Here is a 17976-nt window from a genome sequence, read left to right as displayed (position 1 = left end):
ACGACCGGCGGTTCATCGATCCCACCCCTCCCGCCGCCTGCGGGTGGTGAAGGCCCGCAGGCGGCAACCCACTTTGGCCTCGAAACGACGGAAAGTCATAAGACAAGCGGTTCTTCCGGCCCTGAAACCTCCGTGCGCTCTTCGCCATACCAGATCTCCCGATAAGCCTCTGTCTTGGGAATGGCGTGATCGCTGGTGCGCTTGGCTAGCGCGTAGACCTGGGCGTGCAATGTGGAGAGCTGAGGATTGACCGAACACATGACGCCACGGGAATCGTCGCCGCAGGCTGCCTTGGTGTCCAGAAGCACGTCGCGCAAACCCTGCATGGTCGAGCGCAAGTTCTGCTTCTTGACGCGATGCAGCTGGAACGTTTGACGCGTTGTCAACCGCAGCGTCTCGCCTGCATAGGCGCGCCCAAGCTCGTCCAGCTTCAGCCATTGGCTGGGACTGCAGACACCGCCTGGCAGGCGGATCCGAGCCATGAAGGTGTAGGCCGGCTCAAGCTTTTGCCGACGGCGTTCGTCGCGGATATCGCGGTCGTCCTGCTGGTAGAGGCCGTGGAACTTCATCAGCTTGATGTCATCACCGGGCACGGCGGCCGTTAGCTCTTCGACGAGGCCCGCCGCTATGGTGCCACGCAACTGATCGCTGTTCGCCTTCATCCTCTCGTCGGGGCCGAGTTTTTCCAGCGGCTGCGAGAGGTCTCGGCTACGGTCCGTATTTAACTGGTGCACTGTCATGCGCGAACCTCAATAGACATCGATCTGGTAGCGGTGATCGCGCTGCAGGCCGCCGATATAGTCGTTGGCGGCGGCCTTGCCGCATGCCCGTTGCTGTTGCACCACACCAACAAGAGCAGCGTGCACGTCGGGGGCGAGATGCGTGCCATCGCCGCAGACGTAAACATGCGCGCCCTCCTCCAACCAGGCGTAGACATCGCGTGCGTGCTCAATGAGGCGGTGCTGGACATAGGTCTTGGTGGCGCTGTCGCGGGAGAAAGCGACGTTCATCCGGCTGAGCACACCATCCTTCAGAAAACCCTGCCACTCGGTCTGGTAGAGGAAATCGCTGCTGAAATTGCGTTCGCCGAAAACGAGCCAGGATTTACCCGCGGCTCCTTGCGCTTCGCGCTCCTGCAGGAATGCGCGGTAAGGTGCGACGCCGGTGCCTGCCCCGATCATGATGATGGGAACGTCACCGTCCGGCAGACGGAAATGCGGGTTGGCCTGGATATAGACCGGTATCGTCGTGTCCGGTGCGCCACGTTCGGCGAAGTGGCCAGAAGCGACGCCGGCACGCGGCTGACCGTGCAGATCATAGCGCACGGTGGCGATCGTCAGATGCGCTTCGTCGGGCAAGGCGGAAGGACTCGATGCGATCGAATAGAGTCGTGGCTGCAAAGGTCTCAGTCCTGCGGCAAAGGTTTGCGCATCGATCCCTGGAACCGGGAATTCGCGGACGATGTCGATGACCTGATGGCTACGCAGAAACGTGGCGCGAGCCTGAAACTGGTGCTCGCCACGCAGCTCCTGAAGCTTGCTTGCGCCTGTGAGCTCTGCCCATTGGTCGAGGAAGCGCGGCGTGGCGACGGTGATTTCCAGGTGCTCGGCCAGCGCGACATCGAGCGTGGTCGTGAACCCCCTGCCGGACAAGTTTGCATCGGCGCCCAGGGACAGCTTATCCAACAGCATTTCGACCAAGGCCGGATCGTTGCGCGCCATGACACCAAGTGCGTCACCGGGTTCGAATGCAAGTCCCGAGCCAGCCAGAGACAGTTCAATGTGTCGGGTTTCCTTGCTCGATCCGCGTCCGGTGAGGACAAGATTGTCGATGATGGCTGCCGGGAATGGCGTGTGCTTGTCGAATGTCGGCGCTTCGACCACGGCCGCGGAAGACACGCTCGCAGGGCCAGCCGCCCTATTTTGCAAGTCTGGTCCCGATGCGGCCGGCGCGAGCTTGGCGACGGCAGCTGCGATCCACCCGGCAGCCTGATCTTCATAATCAACGTCGCAATCGACCCGGTCCTGCAGTCGCACCGCACCGAGTTCGGCCAGTCGCCGATCGAGACGCTTGCCCGCTTCGCAATAGCGTTCATAGGTGGAATCGCCGAGCGCAAGCACGCCATAGCGCACGCCTTCGAGGCGCGGCGCCTTTCGGCTCTCGACGAATTCGAAGAAGCTCATGCCTGAAAGCGGTGGATCGCCCTCGCCGTGGGTACTTGTGACGATCAAAATGTCCTGCTCGTCCTTGAGCTTGCGCAGCTTGTAGTCAGCCATGTCAACTAGGATTGGCTCAAGTCCTTGCCTGCGGACGACTTCGCCAAGTGTCCTAGCGAGACCGGAACTGTTGCCGGTCTCACCGCCGAAAATGATCGTCAGCGACCTCGAGGAAATCGCTCGCGGCGCGACCGACACAGAGTGATCAGATGGAGAGGGAGAAGCAATGTCTCCGAGCAGTGAACGCGCGCCGTGATCGATCCCGGCGAAATAACCGCTGATCCAGAGCCCCTGTCCGGGCTTCAGCGAGATCGTCAGGGCATTAATCCGTTCCCATTGCTCGGCCGTAAAGCCTGGGCCTGGAAACTCGAATGCAGTCATCTGATCGCTTCCTTCGGCACAGTCATGGCCGTGCTTTTTGCCAAATTAGGGAGCCTGACGGAGCTCGCATCCGAGATGCCCTGCCGGCTGCCAGGCGCGACCATTGCATTCGAGTTTTGGCCAAGACAAACGAATGATATTGCTAGTTTGATGCAAGAATTCTGCAGCAAATGACTGTTGAAACGCCCATCCTGTGGTTTCTTCGATCACGTATCGTTCCTTCTAAAAACGGTGCCTTCCGTGGACGAAAAATGCTTCTGACCGACTCCAGTTTTTTGCTGTGTTCAGATAGCGCCCGCACCTAACTTGCGTGTTTGTGCGTGCTTAGCTGCGCAAGGACACCCGGTCGGTCGCGACCGCCCGCGGCGATCCAAGCCTCGGTGCTGGTTGCGGCCCTCTCGATCAAATCGCTTGTCTGGGAGAAGTCATAGGGCGACCCGACCAGAGGGCAGATTGGCGGCAGGACGAAAAAATTGGTGTTGCCGACCAATCCCTCCAGTTCGCTCCACAATTGCAGCGCGACAAGCAGCGTCAACGCATGCAGCGCATTCGCGACAGCGCCCACAGGCGGCTTGTCGAGGGCACAAGCGTAGCCCGGTGGGTAGAACGATCAGACGCCGTGCACCTTGCGCTACCGCCACCTTGACTGGCGTGTTGCTCGATACAGCGCCATCGGCAAGATAAAGATCGCCATGCTGCACCGGGGCGAAGGCCGCCGGAATAGCGGCGCTGGCGATAATGGCCTGCGCGGCCGAGCCTTTCGACAATACAACTGTTCGACCTGTTAGAATATCAGTCGTCACGATGTGTATCGGGATCGGTGCGTCTTCCCGATTGAGGTAAGGCAAGTTCCGATCGACGAGTTGGCGCAGCCCGTCCGATGTCACCAGAAAATCGCGACGGTACATGAACCCGATCATGGTTTTCCGTGTTAGCGGAAAGACGTCGCGCCGGCGCAATCCACGCCAGATCGTCTCCAGCCGTCGGATTCCTTCAATCGTGGGATCGCCGGCATAGTGGACCCCGTTCAGTGCGCCAACGCTCGAACCGACAACCATATCCGCTGCAATGCCGCGGCGCGCGAGCGAGCGCAGCATGCCAACCTGAACGGCGCCGAAGCCGCCGCCCGCAAAGACAAACGCGGTCTTTGGTTGTGCAACCGACTTGGGCAGGACGCACCTCCCCAATTGTGGGATCGCGGCGCCTGCCGCGATCCCACGCTCCAGCTACGGCGCCACCGCGATGTGGCCCTTCATGTTGGGGTGGAAGCGGCAGAAATAGTCGACCGCTCCCGCGGCCTTCAATGTCAGGCTTGCGGACTTCTTCGGCGGGATCATCACCTCCCAACCGCCCTTGACGGTGGCCGTGTGGGCGAACATGTCCTTGTTCACCCACTCGATCGTGTCGCCAACCTTCGCCTCGACCGTCGCTGGCGAGAACACCAGCTTGTCGATGGTGACCTGGATGGTTTCGGCCTTCACCGGCGCGGCAATGACTGTCAGCGCCAGTGCAATCCAAAGATGACGTTTCGGCACCATCAGCGCCGGCCTCATTTCAGCATACTGGCGACGTGTTCGGCGTGCTGCTCATGACCCTGGAATATCTTCAGGCCGGTCTCCAGCAGGCTCTTCAGTTCGGCATTATTGGCTGACGGGATGAGCAGCGTTTCGAGAGCGACGTCGACCTGCTTATGGTAGGCCACCTCATTGTCGACATAAGCCTTGTCGAAGGCCGCGCCCTTGAGCTTGGCGAGCTTGGCCCGCTCCTCCGTAGCGGCTTTGGTGAGCGCCTTGCTGGTGGCGTTGTCTTCCGGCGTCACCTTGAGTTTCTTGACCAGGTCGAGCGCCTGAACATTCACCGCCTCATGGTCGCGAACCATGTCCTTGGCGAAGGCGAGCACCTCCTTGTTCTTCGACTTCTTGAGCGCTTGCTTGGCCGCCTCGACATCGATCACGCCGGCTGTATAGGCGATGTGGGCGATCTGCGGATCGGTTGGTTTGTCGGCGGCTTGCGCGAGCGGGGCAGTGCCAAGCAGCAGCAAGGCGGCAAGGGCGGCGGTGTGACGAATAAGCATGACATCTCCTTCGCCCGGATGCGCAAATCGCATCGGGCATCGTTCTCAGTTGACAGTCATTGGATGCTGGGTTGCGGCAAACGTTCCCGCCAAAAATCAACTGAATCTAACGAGGGTCAGCCTTCCAGGCCGAGCCGCTTCATCACGGCAACTGTAAGCCGCTCGCAGCGCCGACCGGCAAAGGGGAAGGCGTCGAGCAGCACTGGCCCGATCTGGTCATCCAGCGCCTTGCGCAGTAGGGCGCGGGCGCGATGCAGCCGGGTCTTGACGGTTTGTGGCCGCACGCCGAGCAGTTCTGAAGTCTCTTCAATGCTCAGGCCCTCGATCACCCGCGCCACGAACACCATCCGGTAGACGTCTGGAAGGCTGTCAGTTGCGCGTTCCACCAGTTGGAGGATCTGCCGTTGCGCCATCGTCCGCTCCGGATCGTCGCTGGGGTTGAGGGGAAACTGGATAATCTCGGCCTGGAGGTTCTCGGGCATCGCCACCGTTCGCCGTCTTTTACGCAACCGGCCGAGCGCTTCGTTGATGACGATGCGCGACAGCCATGTGCCGAGCGAGGCATCGCCGCGAAAACTCTCGAGATGGGCAAAGGCCCTGACATAGGCCTCCTGGACGATGTCCTCGGCCTCGCTGTCATTGCGCACCACGCCGCGCGCGATGCGGTAAAGCCGCTGGTTATGCGTCTTGATGATGGTGCGGAAGGCAGCGCCGTCGCGCGCCATGGCGCGCTGTGCCAATTCCAGGTCGCCTGAAGCAGCGATGATTTCGGTCGCGTCTCGTCGAGCATCCGACATGAGCGGTCTCCTTGCCTTCAATAGATGGACCTCGACAACAAAGGTTCCCGAGGAAAATTCATCACACCGGAATCGACGACAGGAATTCGCGCCTCAGATCGACGTTCGTGTCGAAAACGCCGAGCATGCGTTTGGTGACCATGCGGGTGCCGTGCGCGTGGACGCCGCGCGATGCCATGCAGCCATGCTCGGCTACAAGCACGACGGCCACTCCACCCGGCTGCAGGGCATCCTCGATGGCGCAAGCGATATCATCCGTGAGCCGCTCCTGTATCTGCAAGCGGCGGGCGCAAGCCTCGACAACCCTTGCCAATTTGGAGATGCCCACCACGCGGTTGACGGGCATGTAGGCGATGTACGCCTTGCCGTGGATTGCCGCCATGTGGTGTTCGCAGAAAGAATGAAACGCTATGTCGTGTAGTTCGACCGCCTGATCATAGCCGCCGATCTCATCGAACGTCCGTTCGAGCAGCCTCACAGGATCTTGCCGATAGCCGGCAAACCACTCTTCATAAGCACGAACGACACGTGAAGGAGTATCGACAAGCCCGGGTCGCGCCGGATCGTCGCCGGCCCAAGAGATCAGCGTCCTGACCGCAGCCTCCGCATCGAAGCGCGTTGGGCGGACGCGGTCGGCTACCGTCGACATGCCGTTTCCGGCTGAACTTCCCCGGGCGGCGGTGGTCATGCAGTCTTCGGTGCCGTCCAGAATTTGCGTATGCAGGTCCATCGGTCTCTCCAGTTCCACGCTTGAAACCATTGGATGCGTCTGGCGAGGATTGGTTCCCGACGGGCACGACACCGGGAGGAAGGTTCCCACCTGTGGCGAACCACGGGAACTTTTCGAAAAGCGCTGCATCCAATTTCATGTCCGGCGCATGGTCAACGTACGCCGTCGGGATCGTGAAGGAGAACCAAGATGGTATCGCAACAGTCCGTGGAAACCGACCCCGACCTCGCTCTTGATGTGTTCATCGTGGCAATCGCGATAATGCCCATGCCGCCCGTTGGCTGGTGGTCCTGGTACGCGTCGGCGACGATATGCTGGCGGTCGACGGCACATGTACCCACTGCGGCGCACCGCTGGCGTGCTGAGTCGTAATTGGCTGCATGGTCCGCTGTTTCCGGCACCAGGCCTGCATTGGTCTTCGTACCGGCAAGCGCTCCGGTGCGCGTGACGCGCGGCGCGGCCCTGGTCCACGTCAAGACGCGATCCGCGGCCGCCCGGTGGCTGTCGCGACGACGATGGCTTCGACGAAACTGCGCTCGCCCTCGATTGTGGCAACCCTTATGTCCCGTGAGATCTCGATCCGTGCCTGATCGGTCCCGGCGCGCTCGGCGAGACCTGCCGCCAAGGCGCGAATGTGGGCTTCGGCGGCGGCCATTGCTTCGTCCTCTGTGTCAAAGTCGTCCAGCCGCAGGCCGGAATTGAGACGAAAAAGCCCGATCTCCGGCTGGCTGACGCGGGCTTCCGCCGACATCCGTACCTGCCCGACCACCGCGCCTAGCGCATTGGCGACGTCGGCATGTTCGGCGATCTTGCACGTATTGCCGATGATCGACGGCAGCCCCGCGTAGTGAAGCGATGCCGAAGCGCCGAGGCCGATCACCGGCCGGTCGAGTGCGATCGACAGCTGCGCCATGCCGCCTCGTCGGCCAACCGCCCGCTGAACCAGCGGATTGGCAACAGAGACGCCGCCATCCAGCCCGTCCTCGGCAAAGACTGTTTCAAGAATGGCTTCGGCAGAACGCCGGGTGACGGCGGTGAGGACCATCTCGGAAAATGCTTCTGCGCCTTTGGAGACACGATGCCCCTGGCCGTCGCGCTTGCGTGCGAACAATTCGGCGCCCAGTCGAGCCGCGACAGGATCCCAGTTGTCCTGCCGACCGAGCACATGGGCCGCATCGGATGGCGTGAAGCCCGCGATATGCACCAGACCGCGCGCGACCAGGCGATTGAGTGTCGCGACCTGTGACGTCGATACGAGCAGCCGATCAAGCGCGGCGGGAATTGCCGAAATGTCAGCATAGAGCCGCGCCTCGGTAACTGTTAGGCCCGCAGCCAGACGCTCGGGCACTCCTGTGCGCAATGCAAAGCGGCCGTCCAGCCGGCTGGTGTTAGGGCTGAGCAATTGCCGCTTGAGGCCTTTGTATATGGCATCGTCGTGCTTCACCGCGGCAAGCGCTAGCGGCACGAGCCGACGGGGGCCTAGGACGATCGTCGAAGTCAGCGACCGCTCATGGAGCGAGACTTCCGAATCTCCACCGAGGCCAAAGGTGCGCATGGCGACGGCTTCCACCATGGTTCGCATTCCGCCGACGGTAGCGCCTTCCGGATCGAGTCGCAGGCGGCCGCCGTCCAAAACGGCGATGTCAGTGGTCGTGCCGCCGATGTCGGACACCACTGCGTCATCAATGCCAGTCATGTACCGCGCCCCCACCAGGCTTGCCGCTGGTCCTGACAGGATGGTCTCGATGGGCCGGGCGCGAGCGAATTCAGCGGTGATAAGCGCGCCGTCGCCGCGCACGACCATGAGCGGAGCGACGATCCCGCGTCTTGTCAGAAAGCCCTCGGTGGCGTCGACAAGGCGATCGATCATCGAGATCAGTCGCGCATTGAGAAGCGTGGTCAGCGCCCGACGCGGGCCGCCGAGTTTCGACGACAGTTCGTGCGAACAGGTCACCGGAAGCCCGGTGCGCTCGCGGATGACGTCACGCACCGCGATCTCATGTTCGGGATTGCGAACCGCAAAATAGGAGGCCACGGCGACGCCTGAGACCGTTTCGGCAAGAGACGGCAATGCGGCCGCGAGAGCGTCCAGCACCAGCTGACGCGGATCACCATGGACGTCGTGTCCGCCCGGGCAGAAGATCACGGGATCGGAGCCGAGGGCTTTTGACAATCCGTCCCGGGGAAGATCGGCTTCAGCGAAGCCGATCATCACCAGCGCGACCCGTCCGCCCTGCCCTTCGACAAGGGCGTTGGTTGCGAGCGTGGTCGACATCGAGACGAGCTTGATGGCGCCGGGTTCGATTGCAGCCTCGGATAAAACAGCGTCGACGGCGCCGGCGATGCCCTCGGCAAGATCGTGCCGCGTGGTCAGCGATTTGGCCTTGGCCACGATGCCTTTCGATTCCGACCACAGCACGGCATCGGTGTACGTGCCGCCGGTATCGATGCCCAGATACAGAGGTGACGGCTGGTGCGCATATGCGTTCATTTTGATCAGTCACCCAGCCCAGGTTCCGGCGAGAAATATTTCGCGAGCTTGTTTGCTTCGCCGTCGAACGCCTTCGCGTCGGCGGGCGGATCACGCCTGATCGCAATATTAGGCCACACAGGCGCGTACTCAGCATTCAGCGCGAGCCAATCGTCGAGACCAGGCGCGGTGCCGGGAAAAATGGCCTTCGCGGAGCATTCGGGTTCGCAGACGCCGCAGTCGATGCATTCATCGGGATGGATGACGAGCATGTTCTCGCCTTCATAGAAACAGTCCACGGGGCAGACTTCCACGCAGTCCATGTATTTGCATCTGATGCAATTGTCGGTGACCACGAACGTCATGCGGCATGTCTCAGCCATGCCGGGCCGGGACGATAGAACAAGGTCAGCTTCAGGCTTTCGACGAGGTGGGCCGCCTTCAGCCAACAGAGCCCCGCAGTCTCGCTATCCAGCACTTCGTCGCAACTGTCGCCAAACAAGGCAAGGCACCGGTCGAGCAGATCGGCCTCCAACCCACCCATGTGCTTGCGGACCGCGGCGAAACTTGCCTTGCAGGGCCCGGTGGTCAGCATGGCCGAGGACCAGAAATCGTACATCTTCGCCAGATGCGTTTCCCAGTCGCCGGCAACGACGCGCTCGAAAATCGGCTCGAGATCCGCGTCGGCGCGGATCTCGTCGTAGAAGGAGTCGACGAGTTGTCGAATCTGCTCGTCGGAAATCGGGGCTGTCTGTATCAAGGGCATGCTCTGGTCCAGCGCTCATCCCGCCCTTCAGACCACGCCGGAGGTCATATCGAGGGCAATGCGGTGATCATCGACAGCACGCACGCCAGCGATGTTTTCAGCCAGGATGAGCGAGGCTTTGCGCTCCTGCTCGGACAGGTAAGCTCCCCAGAACGTAACTACGCCGTTGGTCACGGTCACGTCAGACCTTCCGGTCGACGGCCATGATTCGGATCGCAAGGCTTCAATAATCTCCAGCCTGATGCTGCTGTCGTCATGCGAGACCGGAGCGCGCCAACCTTTCCTGGCAACGACCAAAGCCCGCACCAGATTGGCACGACTGACGATCCCCACCACCTGTCCGTCGCGAAGCACCGGAACACGCTTGATCCGATTGTGTTCAAGCAGGGTTGCTATCTCGACGACTGACGTACTCTCGACCACAGTCGCAACCTGCTTTGTCATGACGTCGGTCACATGCTCGGAATGAGACTTGACATAGCCTTCCGCAAGAGCCGCGTTGTTGGTGAATAAATGAAGCCACCAGGAACGCACCTGCGGCGCTGTACCGATCTCTGCCCGGCGGATCAGGTCTCCTTCACTGACGATGCCCAGCAGCGCACCTCGATCAATCACGGGCACAGCGCTGATCCCGTGCGACAGGAGAATATCGGCGACCTCATCCACCGTACTGTCAGGCCCTACCGCGATGACCGGTGACGTCATGACGTCCTTGGCGATCAGCATTTCGTTCTCCTTCGCCTGTCTGCAGGCGGCGGAACCGGCGGCAAGGTCGTTCCAGAGCCTTGCCCGTTGCCAGTATGGAGGTGGATCGCGCGATAGAACTCCCTCGCATGGAAAGCATAGGCTTCCAGATTGGTCGGATCGCCAGCGAACAGCCCCATATCCTCGGCTTTCCGGAAGAACCAGGGAGCGGGCAAACCGGGCTCGAGCGCCTTCACGGCAACAGCCGCAAGCAATGGCAGGCCTTCGTCCGCATCGTCGTCCATCAGTTGTTCGAGTGCATGCCGGATCACGACTGTTCCGTCTGAACCAACCATGCTCTCGGCCAGTCTTGCATAGGTGATCGGCAGCCTGGTCTGTGCTTGCAGGAGCAGTTCCCCACGCAGCCGTCTTTTGAGAACATTGTCCGCGGGAGCGATTGGGATGCGGCCATCTACGTCGTGGCGGCTGGCAGATACCATCCGCCCTACCACATGACGCTGAATGTCCCTGCCGGAAAGGATTCTACCGAAATCGTGTTCAAGCCTGTCCATTATGATCATCGCCGAGCCCAAGGTCCCTTCCGCGCGATAACGCCAAGAGCTCCCCTGGCGTTGAGACCTGCTGGCTGGCACCCAATGTGTCAATTTCGCTACGCACGAACTTCACTCATCCTTATCTGCAGGACAAACGAAATTTATTGCCGCTTTAGCACAATTAATTTGCATTATAATTTCGATTGCGGCGCGTGGCGCAGCCCTTCCCTTTTCGGATTCGATATGCATTCCTGATGGGCCGAAGCCATCGCACCCCCGAGTGTACTGGCTGTCAGCAAGCGGTGATTTCGGCCCCGAAAGCGGTAGCAGGAGATTTTATGATGATCACTGGTGCTCAATGTCGTGCCGCTCGCGCGCTGGTCGAATGGACCCGTGATAAGCTCGCCGGCAATTCAGGCGTGGATGCGTTGGTCATCGAGGAATTCGAGCGCCGGATCAACCTTCCCGACCAGGATATCTGCGACACGCTGCAAACCGCGCTTGAAAACGCCGGCGCCGTTTTCATCGCGGAGAACGGCGGCGGTGTCGGCGTTCGCCTGAAACTCAACCGCTCGGAAGTCAGACGAATCGGCGTCCTCGAAAATGAAGGCGGCATCGTCGGAACGGACGCCGTTCCATAGGTCTTCGGAGCCCGATGGATCGACGCTCACAGTCTGCTGGTAGGCAGTTCAGATCCCGCTTGCTCCGCAGGCGCAAGCAAGGAACTCCTTCATGACGGTTATCTGGGACAATCTCACCGAGGACGAGCAAACGGCACTCAAACGAATGAACCGCGGACCTTACCCATCTCTATCGAAAGCCTTGGCCGAACGCCTTGTCTTTCTCGGACTGGCGGAAGAAAGACCGGGCGGGACCGGGATAAACAGGGTCGGACGAGAACTGGTGATAGCCACTTTGCTTGGCGCCCGCCGCCGCTAGGCCCGCGTCAAACGGACCGGATAGCATCTGGCGACAGGTGCCGCTGACGGCATGCCGGAAGCAGCCGAACGCCACCCTTTCTTGAGAGTCGGCAGCGAGGGCTCCCCTGCACGGTAGGAAGCGGGGCGATGGCACTCGAATCCTTGATCGTTGTCAGCGAGCTCGCCAAGCTGCTCCTGCCTCCAACTGAGTGGTCATCGCGCGGCGCGAAGGGTGTTCTGGGAACCCCACCAATCAATGCCTTGCCCAATGTCATCGGAGAACCATAATGGGCGGAGCCAAGCAATGGTTGTCTCCGATGACTTTGGGCAGCAATAGATGACAGACGACGCATCGCTGATTCTGATGATCGTCCTGCCTTTCGCAGGCAGCCTTGCCGCCATCATACTCCCGACAAACGCCCGTAATGCCGCAGCGATTCTCACCGGCGCAGTGGCGTTTATCTGTCTGGGTCTGGCGGTCATGTTTTATCGGTCCGTCCTCGATCGAGGCGTGGTGCGCAGCGATGTCGAATGGCTTCCGACGCTTGGCCTTGATTTCACTTTGCGAATGGACGGATTTGCCTGGCTGTTCGCCATGCTCATAAGCGGCATCGGCTTCCTCGTCGTCATTTACGCGCGCTACTACATGTCGCCGGAAGATCCGGTTCCCAGATTTTTTTCGTTCTTTCTTGCGTTCATGGGATCGATGCTCGGGGTCGTTATTTCCGGAAACTTGATCCTGCTGGTCGTATTCTGGGAACTGACCAGCATCTTTTCCTTCCTGCTGATTGGCTATTGGCACCACAACGCCAGTGCCCGCGACGGCGCCCGCATGGCGCTGACGATTACCGGCATCGGCGGCCTCGGTCTGTTGGCTGGCTTCCTGCTGATCGGACATATCGTTGGAAGCTACGACCTCGATCGTGTTTTGGCGTCGGGCGACCTTATCCGCTCCCACGATCTCTATGTGCCCATCCTGGTTCTTGTGCTCCTCGGGGCGTTCACGAAGAGCGCGCAGTTTCCGTTCCACTTCTGGCTGCCCAACGCCATGGCCGCACCGACCCCGGTCTCGGCCTACCTGCACTCAGCGACCATGGTGAAGGCCGGCGTGTTCCTGTTGGCGCGCCTGTGGCCGGTGCTTGCGGGGACATACGAATGGTTCTGGATCGTCGGCTTCGCCGGCATGATGTCTTTCGTTTTGGGAGCTTATTTTGCGATCTTCCAGCGGGACATAAAGGGTTTACTCGCCTACTCGACCATCAGCCATCTCGGTCTGATTACACTTCTGCTCAGCCTCGGCAGCCCCCTGGGGGCCGTCGCCGCCATCTTCCACATGATGAACCACGCCACGTTCAAAGCCTCGTTGTTCATGGCCGCCGGCATCATCGACCATGAGACCGGAACGCGCGACATGCAGCGGCTGGGCGGACTTTTCCGCTTCATGCCCTACACCGCGACGCTCGCCATGGTCGCAAGCGCGGCCATGGCTGGCGTCCCCCTCCTGAATGGATTTCTCTCCAAGGAAATGTTCTTCGCGGAGGCGATCGAAACGCACGCCGATTCCATCCTCGATACCGCCGCGCCCTATGCAGCAGTCCTGGGCAGCGCTTTCGCAGTTGCCTACTCGGCACGGTTCATCCACAGCGTGTTTTTCGGATTGCTGCCGGCCGATCTGCCTCGCGAACCTCACGAACCGCCGTTTTTCATGCGGTTTCCGATCCAACTTCTTGTCCTCGCCTGCCTCCTGGTTGGGATCGTTCCCGGCCTGACCATCGGCCCGTTCCTCCACACCGCCGTCACCTCCGTCCTGGGATCCGCGACGCCACAGTACAGTCTGGCCATCTGGCACGGGTTCACAATTCCGCTGTTCATGAGCGTGTTGGCGCTCGCCGGTGGCGCAATCCTTTATCTGCTGCTGAAGGACTATCTTGCTCGCTGCGAGGACGGGCCACCCTACTTCCGCCGCCTCAGGGGCCAGCGCGTCTTCGAGCGCGTGTTGGTGGCGGTCTCGTGGAGAGGTGCCCGCTTCCTGGAAAGCCATCTCGGAACGCGTCGGCTCCAACCACAACTTCGCTTGCTGGTCGTCGTGGCCTTCATCGCCGCCGCTTGGCCACTCTACAGGCTAGGTTTCGATCCCGGTCGGCTGACAGTCCAAGGCGTCGACGTCACCTTCGCCGGCATCTGGGCGGTCGGCGTCGTGTGCGCCCTTGGTGCCGCGTGGCAAGCCAAGTTCCACCGGCTGTTCGCCCTTGTCCTGCTCGGCGGAGCCGGACTTGTCACCTGCATCACCTTCGTCTGGTTTTCGGCGCCGGACCTCGCGCTCACTCAACTGCTCGTGGAGGTGGTGACCACGGTTCTCATCCTTCTAGGATTGCGCTGGTTGCCCAAGCGATCGGCAGACGTCGCCCCCGGCCTGGCCACGACGGCAGCAAAACTACGTCGCTACCGCGATCTGGGCATTGCGGTGGCGTGCGGAACCGGCATGACGATTGTAGCGTATGCGGTAACGACACGGACCCCGCCCGTCACCATCGCCGACTTCTTCCTGAAGAAGGCCTATTCGGAAGGAGGCGGCAAAAACGTCGTCAACGTCATCCTGGTGGACTTCCGGGGTTTCGACACGTTCGGCGAGATCACGGTTCTCGGCATCGTCGCGTTGACGGTGTTCGCCCTGCTGCGCCGGTTCCGGCCGGCGCCCGACAATGTGGAGTCCCCTGAACAGCAACGCGTCCAGAGGGCATTTGACGAAGCCAGGCCCGACCGCGAGGCGGGCGATACGGTGAGCGACTATTTGCTGATCCCCGCGGTGATCATGCAATGGCTGTTCCCCGTCATCATCGTATTCGCCGCCTATCTGTTCATGCGCGGCCACGATCTCCCCGGCGGCGGCTTTGTCGCCGGAATCGCATTGGCCGCCGCCTTCATTTTGCAATATCTGGCGGCGGGCACACGCTGGGTTGAAGACAGGTTGCGGGTCCTGCCGGTGAACTGGATCGGCTTCGGCCTTCTCCTGGCGGCTCTCGTCGGGGCGGCCTCCTGGCTGTTCGGATACCCCTTCCTGACCTCGTATTCCCGCTATGTCGAATTGCCACTGATCGGTTCCGTGCCGGCGGCTACCGCGACCCTTTTCGATCTCGGCGTCTTTTCGCTCGTTCTCGGTGCGACCGTGCTGATGCTGATCGCTCTCGCCCACCAGTCCATCCGCCGACTGCGCGCATCCCGCACCGCCGCGCAAAGCAACGAGGAAATCGCGTAGTGGAGCTTATCCTCGCCATCGGGATGGGCGTGCTGACGGGGTCTGGCGTTTGGCTATTGCTGCGGCCGCGGACCTTTCAGGTCATCATCGGCCTGTCGCTCATCGGCTATGGTGTCAACCTGTTCATCTTCTCGATGGGCAGACTTAGGGTGAATACGCCGCCCGTTCTCCAATCCGGCGCCGTGGTCAATCCTGCGGACTACGCCGACCCCATCCCGCAGGCGCTTGTTTTGACTGCGATCGTCATCGGCTTCGCGACAACTGCCCTGTTCCTCGTGGTGCTGCTCGTATCGCGCGGCCTGACGGGCAGCGACCATGTCGACGGCAGGGAGCCCAATTGATGGAAACGGCAAATCATCTCATGATGATGCCGATCGTCCTGCCGCTCGCGACAGGGGCCGTTCTGCTGCTCCTGGACGAGCGTCGCCATGTCGTCAAGGCAGTGATCAGCATCGTCACGGCGCTTGCGCTGATGGTCATCGCCATAGCTCTGCTTCACTCGGTCGACAATGCCACTGCTTCGTCAGCAACCACCGACGTCTATCTGCTCGGCAATTGGCCGGCGCCGTTCGGGATCGTGCTCGTGCTCGACAGGCTGTCCGCCCTGATGCTGGTCCTGACCAGCGTACTGGCGCTCGCTTCCCTGGCCTTCTCGCTAGCACGCTGGCACAAGGCAGGTCCGCATTTCCATACGCTTTTCCAGCTTCTGCTGATGGGTCTGAACGGGGCGTTCCTCACCGGCGACCTGTTCAACCTGTTCGTCTTCTTCGAGGTGCTTCTGGCTGCATCCTATGGTCTCGCTCTGCACGGCTCTGGACCGCTCCGCATCAAGGCGGGCCTGCACTACATTGCAGTCAATCTGGCGGCTTCGTCGCTGTTTCTGATTGGGGTCAGCCTGATCTACGGCGTGACCGGTACACTAAACATGGCAGATCTTGCGCAGCGAATCCCGGCGGTGCCGGCGCAGGATCGAATGCTGCTCGAAGCCGGCGCCGCCGTCCTCGCTATCGCCTTCCTGGTCAAGGCGGGCATGTGGCCGCTGAGCTTCTGGTTGCCGGCCGCTTATTCGGCGGCAGCGGCCCCGGTCGCCGCCATCTTCGTGATCATGACCAAAGTCGGCATCTATATCCTGCTGAGGCTTTCCCTGTTGCTGTTTGGCGTGGACGCCGGCGCCACAGCGGGCTTTGGCGACTCGTGGCTGCTGTTCGGCGGCATGGCCACCATCGCCTTCGGCGCTATCGGCGTGGTGGCGTCGCAGGCAGTGGGCCGGCTCGCCGGCTTCAGCATCCTCGTCTCATCCGGCACACTGCTGGCCGCGATCGGCATGGCCGATGCGAGAGTCACTGCCGGAGCCCTCTTCTACATGGTCAGTTCAACCCTGACGATCGGCGCGTTCTTTCTCCTGATCGAGCTCGTCGAGCGGGTGCAGGACCCAGCCGCGCATGTTCTATCGGTGACCATGGAAGCCTATGGCGATGACATGGAGGAGCAAGTGCCAGAGCAGGAGGAAGTCGGCGTTGCCATCCCCGGCACGCTGGCCGTTCTCGGCATCTGTTTCGCGGCATGCGGCCTCTTGCTCGCGGGCCTGCCACCGCTTTCGGGATTTGTCGGAAAGTTCGCGCTGCTGACCGCGATGGTGCGCCCCGATCCTGTGGCGGGCGGCGGCGTAATCGCGGGCTCGACATGGATCCTGGTCGCGTTGCTGATCCTGTCCGGCCTCTGCGCCCTGATCGCCATGATGCGCGCTGGCATCCAGATTTTCTGGGCGCCGATCGAAGGCACCGTACCCCGCGTGCTGCTCCTGGAGATCGCGCCAGTAGCCTTCCTCCTGACGCTCTGCCTGTTGATGACGGTCCAGGGGGGACAAGTGATGCGCTACATGGAGGCGACCGCCCAGTCCCTGCATTCGCCAGCAGACTATTTGCGAGATGTTCTGTCCACCCAGCCGATACCAGGCCCCAACGCGCCGAGGGACAAATGAGCGCCCTTCTGCCTTATCCGCTCCTGACAGCTTCGCTCCTCGTCATGTGGATACTGCTCAATGGGCTGTCCATCGGCCAGGTTATTCTCGGCGGCGTAATCGCTCTTGCAGCGTCCTTGGCGATGGCAGCGCTTCAACCCGCCAAACCAAAAATACGACGCTGGGACATGATCCCGCAATTGGTCCTGACCGTCCTGGCGGACATTCTTCGCTCCAACATCGCCGTGGCGGGGATCATCCTGCAAGGCGGGCAGCATACGCGAACATCCGGCTTCGTGATGATCCCGCTCGAACTGCGCGACCGGACTGGGTTGGCCGTACTCGCCTGCATCATTACCAGCACGCCCGGCACCGCCTGGGTCGAATATCATGCCGGCAGCGGCAGGCTTCGGATCCATGTTCTCGACCTGATCGACCAGCAGGCGTGGATCGACCTGATCAAGCAGCGCTATGAACGGCGGTTGATGGAGATTTTCGAATGAGCGGCCTCATAATCGTCTGGTCCGTCACCATCGCTCAATTGCTGCTGGTCGCCGGCATGGCGTGCTCTCTGCTGCGCCTCGTCCGGGGGCCGCGCGCGCAGGACCGGATCCTGAGCTTCGATGCGCTCTATGTCGGCGCCATGCTTCTCCTGCTGACCTTCGGCATCCGTGCCGGCAGCACGGTCTATTTCGAGGCTGCCCTGGTGATCGCGCTGCTTGGCTTTGTCTCGACCGTGGCGCTGGCGAAATTCCTTATGCGCGGCGAGGTAATAGAATGACCCCTCTCGCCGACCTGCCGGTCTGGGCGGCTCTGCTCACGGGGTTCTTCCTGATCCTGGGATCGGCGCTGACCCTGCTCGGGTCGGTCGGGCTCCTGCGGTTCAGAAGTTTTTACGAACGTATCCATGCGCCGACGCTAGGGACCACCTGGGGCACGGGCGGTGTTCTGATCGCCTCGATCATCTTTCATTCCGTGCTTCAGTCGAAACCTGTCCTACACGAGATACTGATCGCACTGTTCGTGACGGTCACGACACCAGTCTCGCTTATGCTCCTGGCGCGCGCGGCGCTTTACCGGGACCGCAGCGAGGGCAACGATGGCGTCCCGCCATTCGAGGTGGCCGCGGAATCCCAAGACAAACAACGACGATCATCTGGCGCCTAAG

Annotated in this window: 20 protein-coding genes and 1 pseudogene; 9 read left to right on the top strand and 12 right to left on the bottom strand. The window is 61.3% G+C overall.

Annotated features, from left to right (window positions below):
* Window positions 1-107: 107 nt before the first annotated feature.
* From FFS37_RS33190 to FFS37_RS33135, 12 genes and pseudogenes are all read right to left on the bottom strand, one after another.
* Window positions 108-740: pseudogene (locus tag FFS37_RS33190) on the bottom strand (sulfite reductase); the annotation flags it as partial.
* Between the two features lie 9 nt (window positions 741-749).
* Window positions 750-2597 carry an assimilatory sulfite reductase (NADPH) flavoprotein subunit gene (locus FFS37_RS33185; protein WP_137935147.1) on the bottom strand — a complete coding sequence of 616 codons (1848 nt, stop codon included), beginning with the start codon at window positions 2595-2597 and terminating at the stop codon, window positions 750-752.
* Window positions 2598-3022: 425 nt separating this feature from the next.
* Entirely contained in the window at window positions 3023-3694 is a 672-nt protein-coding gene (locus FFS37_RS33180) for a patatin-like phospholipase family protein (RefSeq protein WP_232375871.1), read from the bottom strand.
* A 129-nt stretch (window positions 3695-3823) separates the two neighbouring features.
* Window positions 3824-4135, bottom strand: coding sequence for a cupredoxin domain-containing protein (locus FFS37_RS33175; protein ID WP_137935146.1), 312 nt, complete (start codon window positions 4133-4135; stop codon window positions 3824-3826).
* Window positions 4136-4146: 11 nt separating this feature from the next.
* Window positions 4147-4671: a DUF4142 domain-containing protein gene (locus FFS37_RS33170; protein WP_137935145.1), complete on the bottom strand. Its 525-nt coding sequence runs from the start codon at window positions 4669-4671 to the stop codon at window positions 4147-4149.
* 116 nt (window positions 4672-4787) lie between these two features.
* The gene (locus FFS37_RS33165; RefSeq protein ID WP_137935144.1) at window positions 4788-5468 is read right to left on the bottom strand and encodes an RNA polymerase sigma factor; all 681 of its coding nucleotides are present in this window, start codon (window positions 5466-5468) and stop codon (window positions 4788-4790) included.
* 61 nt (window positions 5469-5529) lie between these two features.
* Window positions 5530-6117 (bottom strand): GTP cyclohydrolase I FolE, encoded by a 588-nt coding sequence (folE, locus tag FFS37_RS33160; RefSeq protein ID WP_210240509.1) that lies wholly within the window; start codon window positions 6115-6117, stop codon window positions 5530-5532.
* A 553-nt stretch (window positions 6118-6670) separates the two neighbouring features.
* Window positions 6671-8689 (bottom strand): hydantoinase/oxoprolinase N-terminal domain-containing protein, encoded by a 2019-nt coding sequence (locus FFS37_RS33155; protein WP_137935143.1) that lies wholly within the window; start codon window positions 8687-8689, stop codon window positions 6671-6673.
* Between the two features lie 5 nt (window positions 8690-8694).
* Window positions 8695-9033 (bottom strand): ferredoxin FdxA, encoded by a 339-nt coding sequence (gene fdxA / locus FFS37_RS33150; protein ID WP_137935142.1) that lies wholly within the window; start codon window positions 9031-9033, stop codon window positions 8695-8697.
* Window positions 9030-9434 (bottom strand): group III truncated hemoglobin, encoded by a 405-nt coding sequence (locus FFS37_RS33145; RefSeq protein ID WP_171026521.1) that lies wholly within the window; start codon window positions 9432-9434, stop codon window positions 9030-9032. The genes fdxA and FFS37_RS33145 overlap by 4 nt, the downstream gene beginning before the upstream one ends.
* A 27-nt stretch (window positions 9435-9461) precedes the next feature.
* Window positions 9462-10160, bottom strand: a complete 699-nt coding sequence (locus FFS37_RS33140; protein WP_232375870.1) for a CBS domain-containing protein — start codon at window positions 10158-10160, stop codon at window positions 9462-9464.
* A complete protein-coding gene (locus FFS37_RS33135) occupies window positions 10154-10690 on the bottom strand; it encodes a hypothetical protein (protein WP_137935140.1) in 537 nt (178 codons plus the stop codon). The genes FFS37_RS33140 and FFS37_RS33135 overlap by 7 nt, the downstream gene beginning before the upstream one ends.
* 194 nt (window positions 10691-10884) lie before the next feature.
* Here FFS37_RS33135 and FFS37_RS33130 point away from each other — a divergent pair, with 194 nt between their 5' ends.
* The 9 genes from FFS37_RS33130 (at window position 10885) to mnhG (ending at window position 17975) form a co-directional block, all read left to right on the top strand.
* Window positions 10885-11313, top strand: a complete 429-nt coding sequence (locus tag FFS37_RS33130) for an XRE family transcriptional regulator (protein ID WP_232375869.1) — start codon at window positions 10885-10887, stop codon at window positions 11311-11313.
* Between the two features lie 91 nt (window positions 11314-11404).
* Window positions 11405-11611 carry a hypothetical protein gene (locus FFS37_RS33125; protein ID WP_137935139.1) on the top strand — a complete coding sequence of 69 codons (207 nt, stop codon included), beginning with the start codon at window positions 11405-11407 and terminating at the stop codon, window positions 11609-11611.
* Window positions 11612-11739: 128 nt separating this feature from the next.
* Window positions 11740-11880 (top strand): hypothetical protein, encoded by a 141-nt coding sequence (locus FFS37_RS35915; protein ID WP_171026520.1) that lies wholly within the window; start codon window positions 11740-11742, stop codon window positions 11878-11880.
* A 49-nt stretch (window positions 11881-11929) separates the two neighbouring features.
* Window positions 11930-14848: a monovalent cation/H+ antiporter subunit A gene (locus tag FFS37_RS33120; protein WP_137935138.1), complete on the top strand. Its 2919-nt coding sequence runs from the start codon at window positions 11930-11932 to the stop codon at window positions 14846-14848.
* On the top strand, window positions 14848-15189 hold the full coding sequence (locus FFS37_RS33115; protein WP_137935137.1) for a Na+/H+ antiporter subunit C: 342 nt from the start codon (window positions 14848-14850) through the stop codon (window positions 15187-15189). The genes FFS37_RS33120 and FFS37_RS33115 overlap by 1 nt, the downstream gene beginning before the upstream one ends.
* On the top strand, window positions 15189-16829 hold the full coding sequence (locus FFS37_RS33110; RefSeq protein ID WP_137935136.1) for a monovalent cation/H+ antiporter subunit D: 1641 nt from the start codon (window positions 15189-15191) through the stop codon (window positions 16827-16829). Before FFS37_RS33115 ends, FFS37_RS33110 begins: the two co-directional genes overlap by 1 nt.
* Complete coding sequence (locus FFS37_RS33105) at window positions 16826-17311, top strand: Na+/H+ antiporter subunit E (RefSeq protein WP_137935135.1); 486 nt, start codon at window positions 16826-16828, stop codon at window positions 17309-17311. Before FFS37_RS33110 ends, FFS37_RS33105 begins: the two co-directional genes overlap by 4 nt.
* Window positions 17308-17589: a K+/H+ antiporter subunit F gene (locus FFS37_RS33100; protein WP_137935134.1), complete on the top strand. Its 282-nt coding sequence runs from the start codon at window positions 17308-17310 to the stop codon at window positions 17587-17589. The genes FFS37_RS33105 and FFS37_RS33100 overlap by 4 nt, the downstream gene beginning before the upstream one ends.
* Window positions 17586-17975 carry a monovalent cation/H(+) antiporter subunit G gene (mnhG, locus tag FFS37_RS33095; RefSeq protein ID WP_137935133.1) on the top strand — a complete coding sequence of 130 codons (390 nt, stop codon included), beginning with the start codon at window positions 17586-17588 and terminating at the stop codon, window positions 17973-17975. Before FFS37_RS33100 ends, mnhG begins: the two co-directional genes overlap by 4 nt.
* Window position 17976: the final 1 nt, after the last annotated feature.

Origin of the sequence: Mesorhizobium comanense (assembly GCF_005503535.1) — a bacterium.
GTDB classification, from domain to species: domain Bacteria; phylum Pseudomonadota; class Alphaproteobacteria; order Rhizobiales; family Rhizobiaceae; genus Mesorhizobium; species Mesorhizobium comanense.
Note: the sequence above shows the minus strand (reverse complement) of the source record. Positions and strands in the feature narration are given on the sequence as shown.

What these genes read in the sequence shown, in the direction of transcription:
- FFS37_RS33185 (WP_137935147.1), bottom strand. Translation starts at nt 2,597, where the DNA reads ATGACTGCATTCGAGTTTCCAGGCCCAGGCTTTACGGCCGAGCAATGG.
- FFS37_RS33180 (WP_232375871.1), bottom strand. Translation starts at nt 3,694, where the DNA reads ATGCTGCGCTCGCTCGCGCGCCGCGGCATTGCAGCGGATATGGTTGTC.
- FFS37_RS33175 (WP_137935146.1), bottom strand. Translation starts at nt 4,135, where the DNA reads ATGGTGCCGAAACGTCATCTTTGGATTGCACTGGCGCTGACAGTCATT.
- FFS37_RS33170 (WP_137935145.1), bottom strand. Translation starts at nt 4,671, where the DNA reads ATGCTTATTCGTCACACCGCCGCCCTTGCCGCCTTGCTGCTGCTTGGC.
- FFS37_RS33165 (WP_137935144.1), bottom strand. Translation starts at nt 5,468, where the DNA reads ATGTCGGATGCTCGACGAGACGCGACCGAAATCATCGCTGCTTCAGGC.
- folE (WP_210240509.1), bottom strand. Translation starts at nt 6,117, where the DNA reads ATGTCGACGGTAGCCGACCGCGTCCGCCCAACGCGCTTCGATGCGGAG.
- FFS37_RS33155 (WP_137935143.1), bottom strand. Translation starts at nt 8,689, where the DNA reads ATGAACGCATATGCGCACCAGCCGTCACCTCTGTATCTGGGCATCGAT.
- fdxA (WP_137935142.1), bottom strand. Translation starts at nt 9,033, where the DNA reads ATGACGTTCGTGGTCACCGACAATTGCATCAGATGCAAATACATGGAC.
- FFS37_RS33145 (WP_171026521.1), bottom strand. Translation starts at nt 9,434, where the DNA reads ATGCCCTTGATACAGACAGCCCCGATTTCCGACGAGCAGATTCGACAA.
- FFS37_RS33140 (WP_232375870.1), bottom strand. Translation starts at nt 10,160, where the DNA reads ATGCTGATCGCCAAGGACGTCATGACGTCACCGGTCATCGCGGTAGGG.
- FFS37_RS33135 (WP_137935140.1), bottom strand. Translation starts at nt 10,690, where the DNA reads ATGGACAGGCTTGAACACGATTTCGGTAGAATCCTTTCCGGCAGGGAC.
- FFS37_RS33125 (WP_137935139.1), top strand. Translation starts at nt 11,405, where the DNA reads ATGACGGTTATCTGGGACAATCTCACCGAGGACGAGCAAACGGCACTC.
- FFS37_RS35915 (WP_171026520.1), top strand. Translation starts at nt 11,740, where the DNA reads ATGGCACTCGAATCCTTGATCGTTGTCAGCGAGCTCGCCAAGCTGCTC.
- FFS37_RS33120 (WP_137935138.1), top strand. Translation starts at nt 11,930, where the DNA reads ATGACAGACGACGCATCGCTGATTCTGATGATCGTCCTGCCTTTCGCA.
- FFS37_RS33110 (WP_137935136.1), top strand. Translation starts at nt 15,189, where the DNA reads ATGGAAACGGCAAATCATCTCATGATGATGCCGATCGTCCTGCCGCTC.
- FFS37_RS33105 (WP_137935135.1), top strand. Translation starts at nt 16,826, where the DNA reads ATGAGCGCCCTTCTGCCTTATCCGCTCCTGACAGCTTCGCTCCTCGTC.
- FFS37_RS33100 (WP_137935134.1), top strand. Translation starts at nt 17,308, where the DNA reads ATGAGCGGCCTCATAATCGTCTGGTCCGTCACCATCGCTCAATTGCTG.
- mnhG (WP_137935133.1), top strand. Translation starts at nt 17,586, where the DNA reads ATGACCCCTCTCGCCGACCTGCCGGTCTGGGCGGCTCTGCTCACGGGG.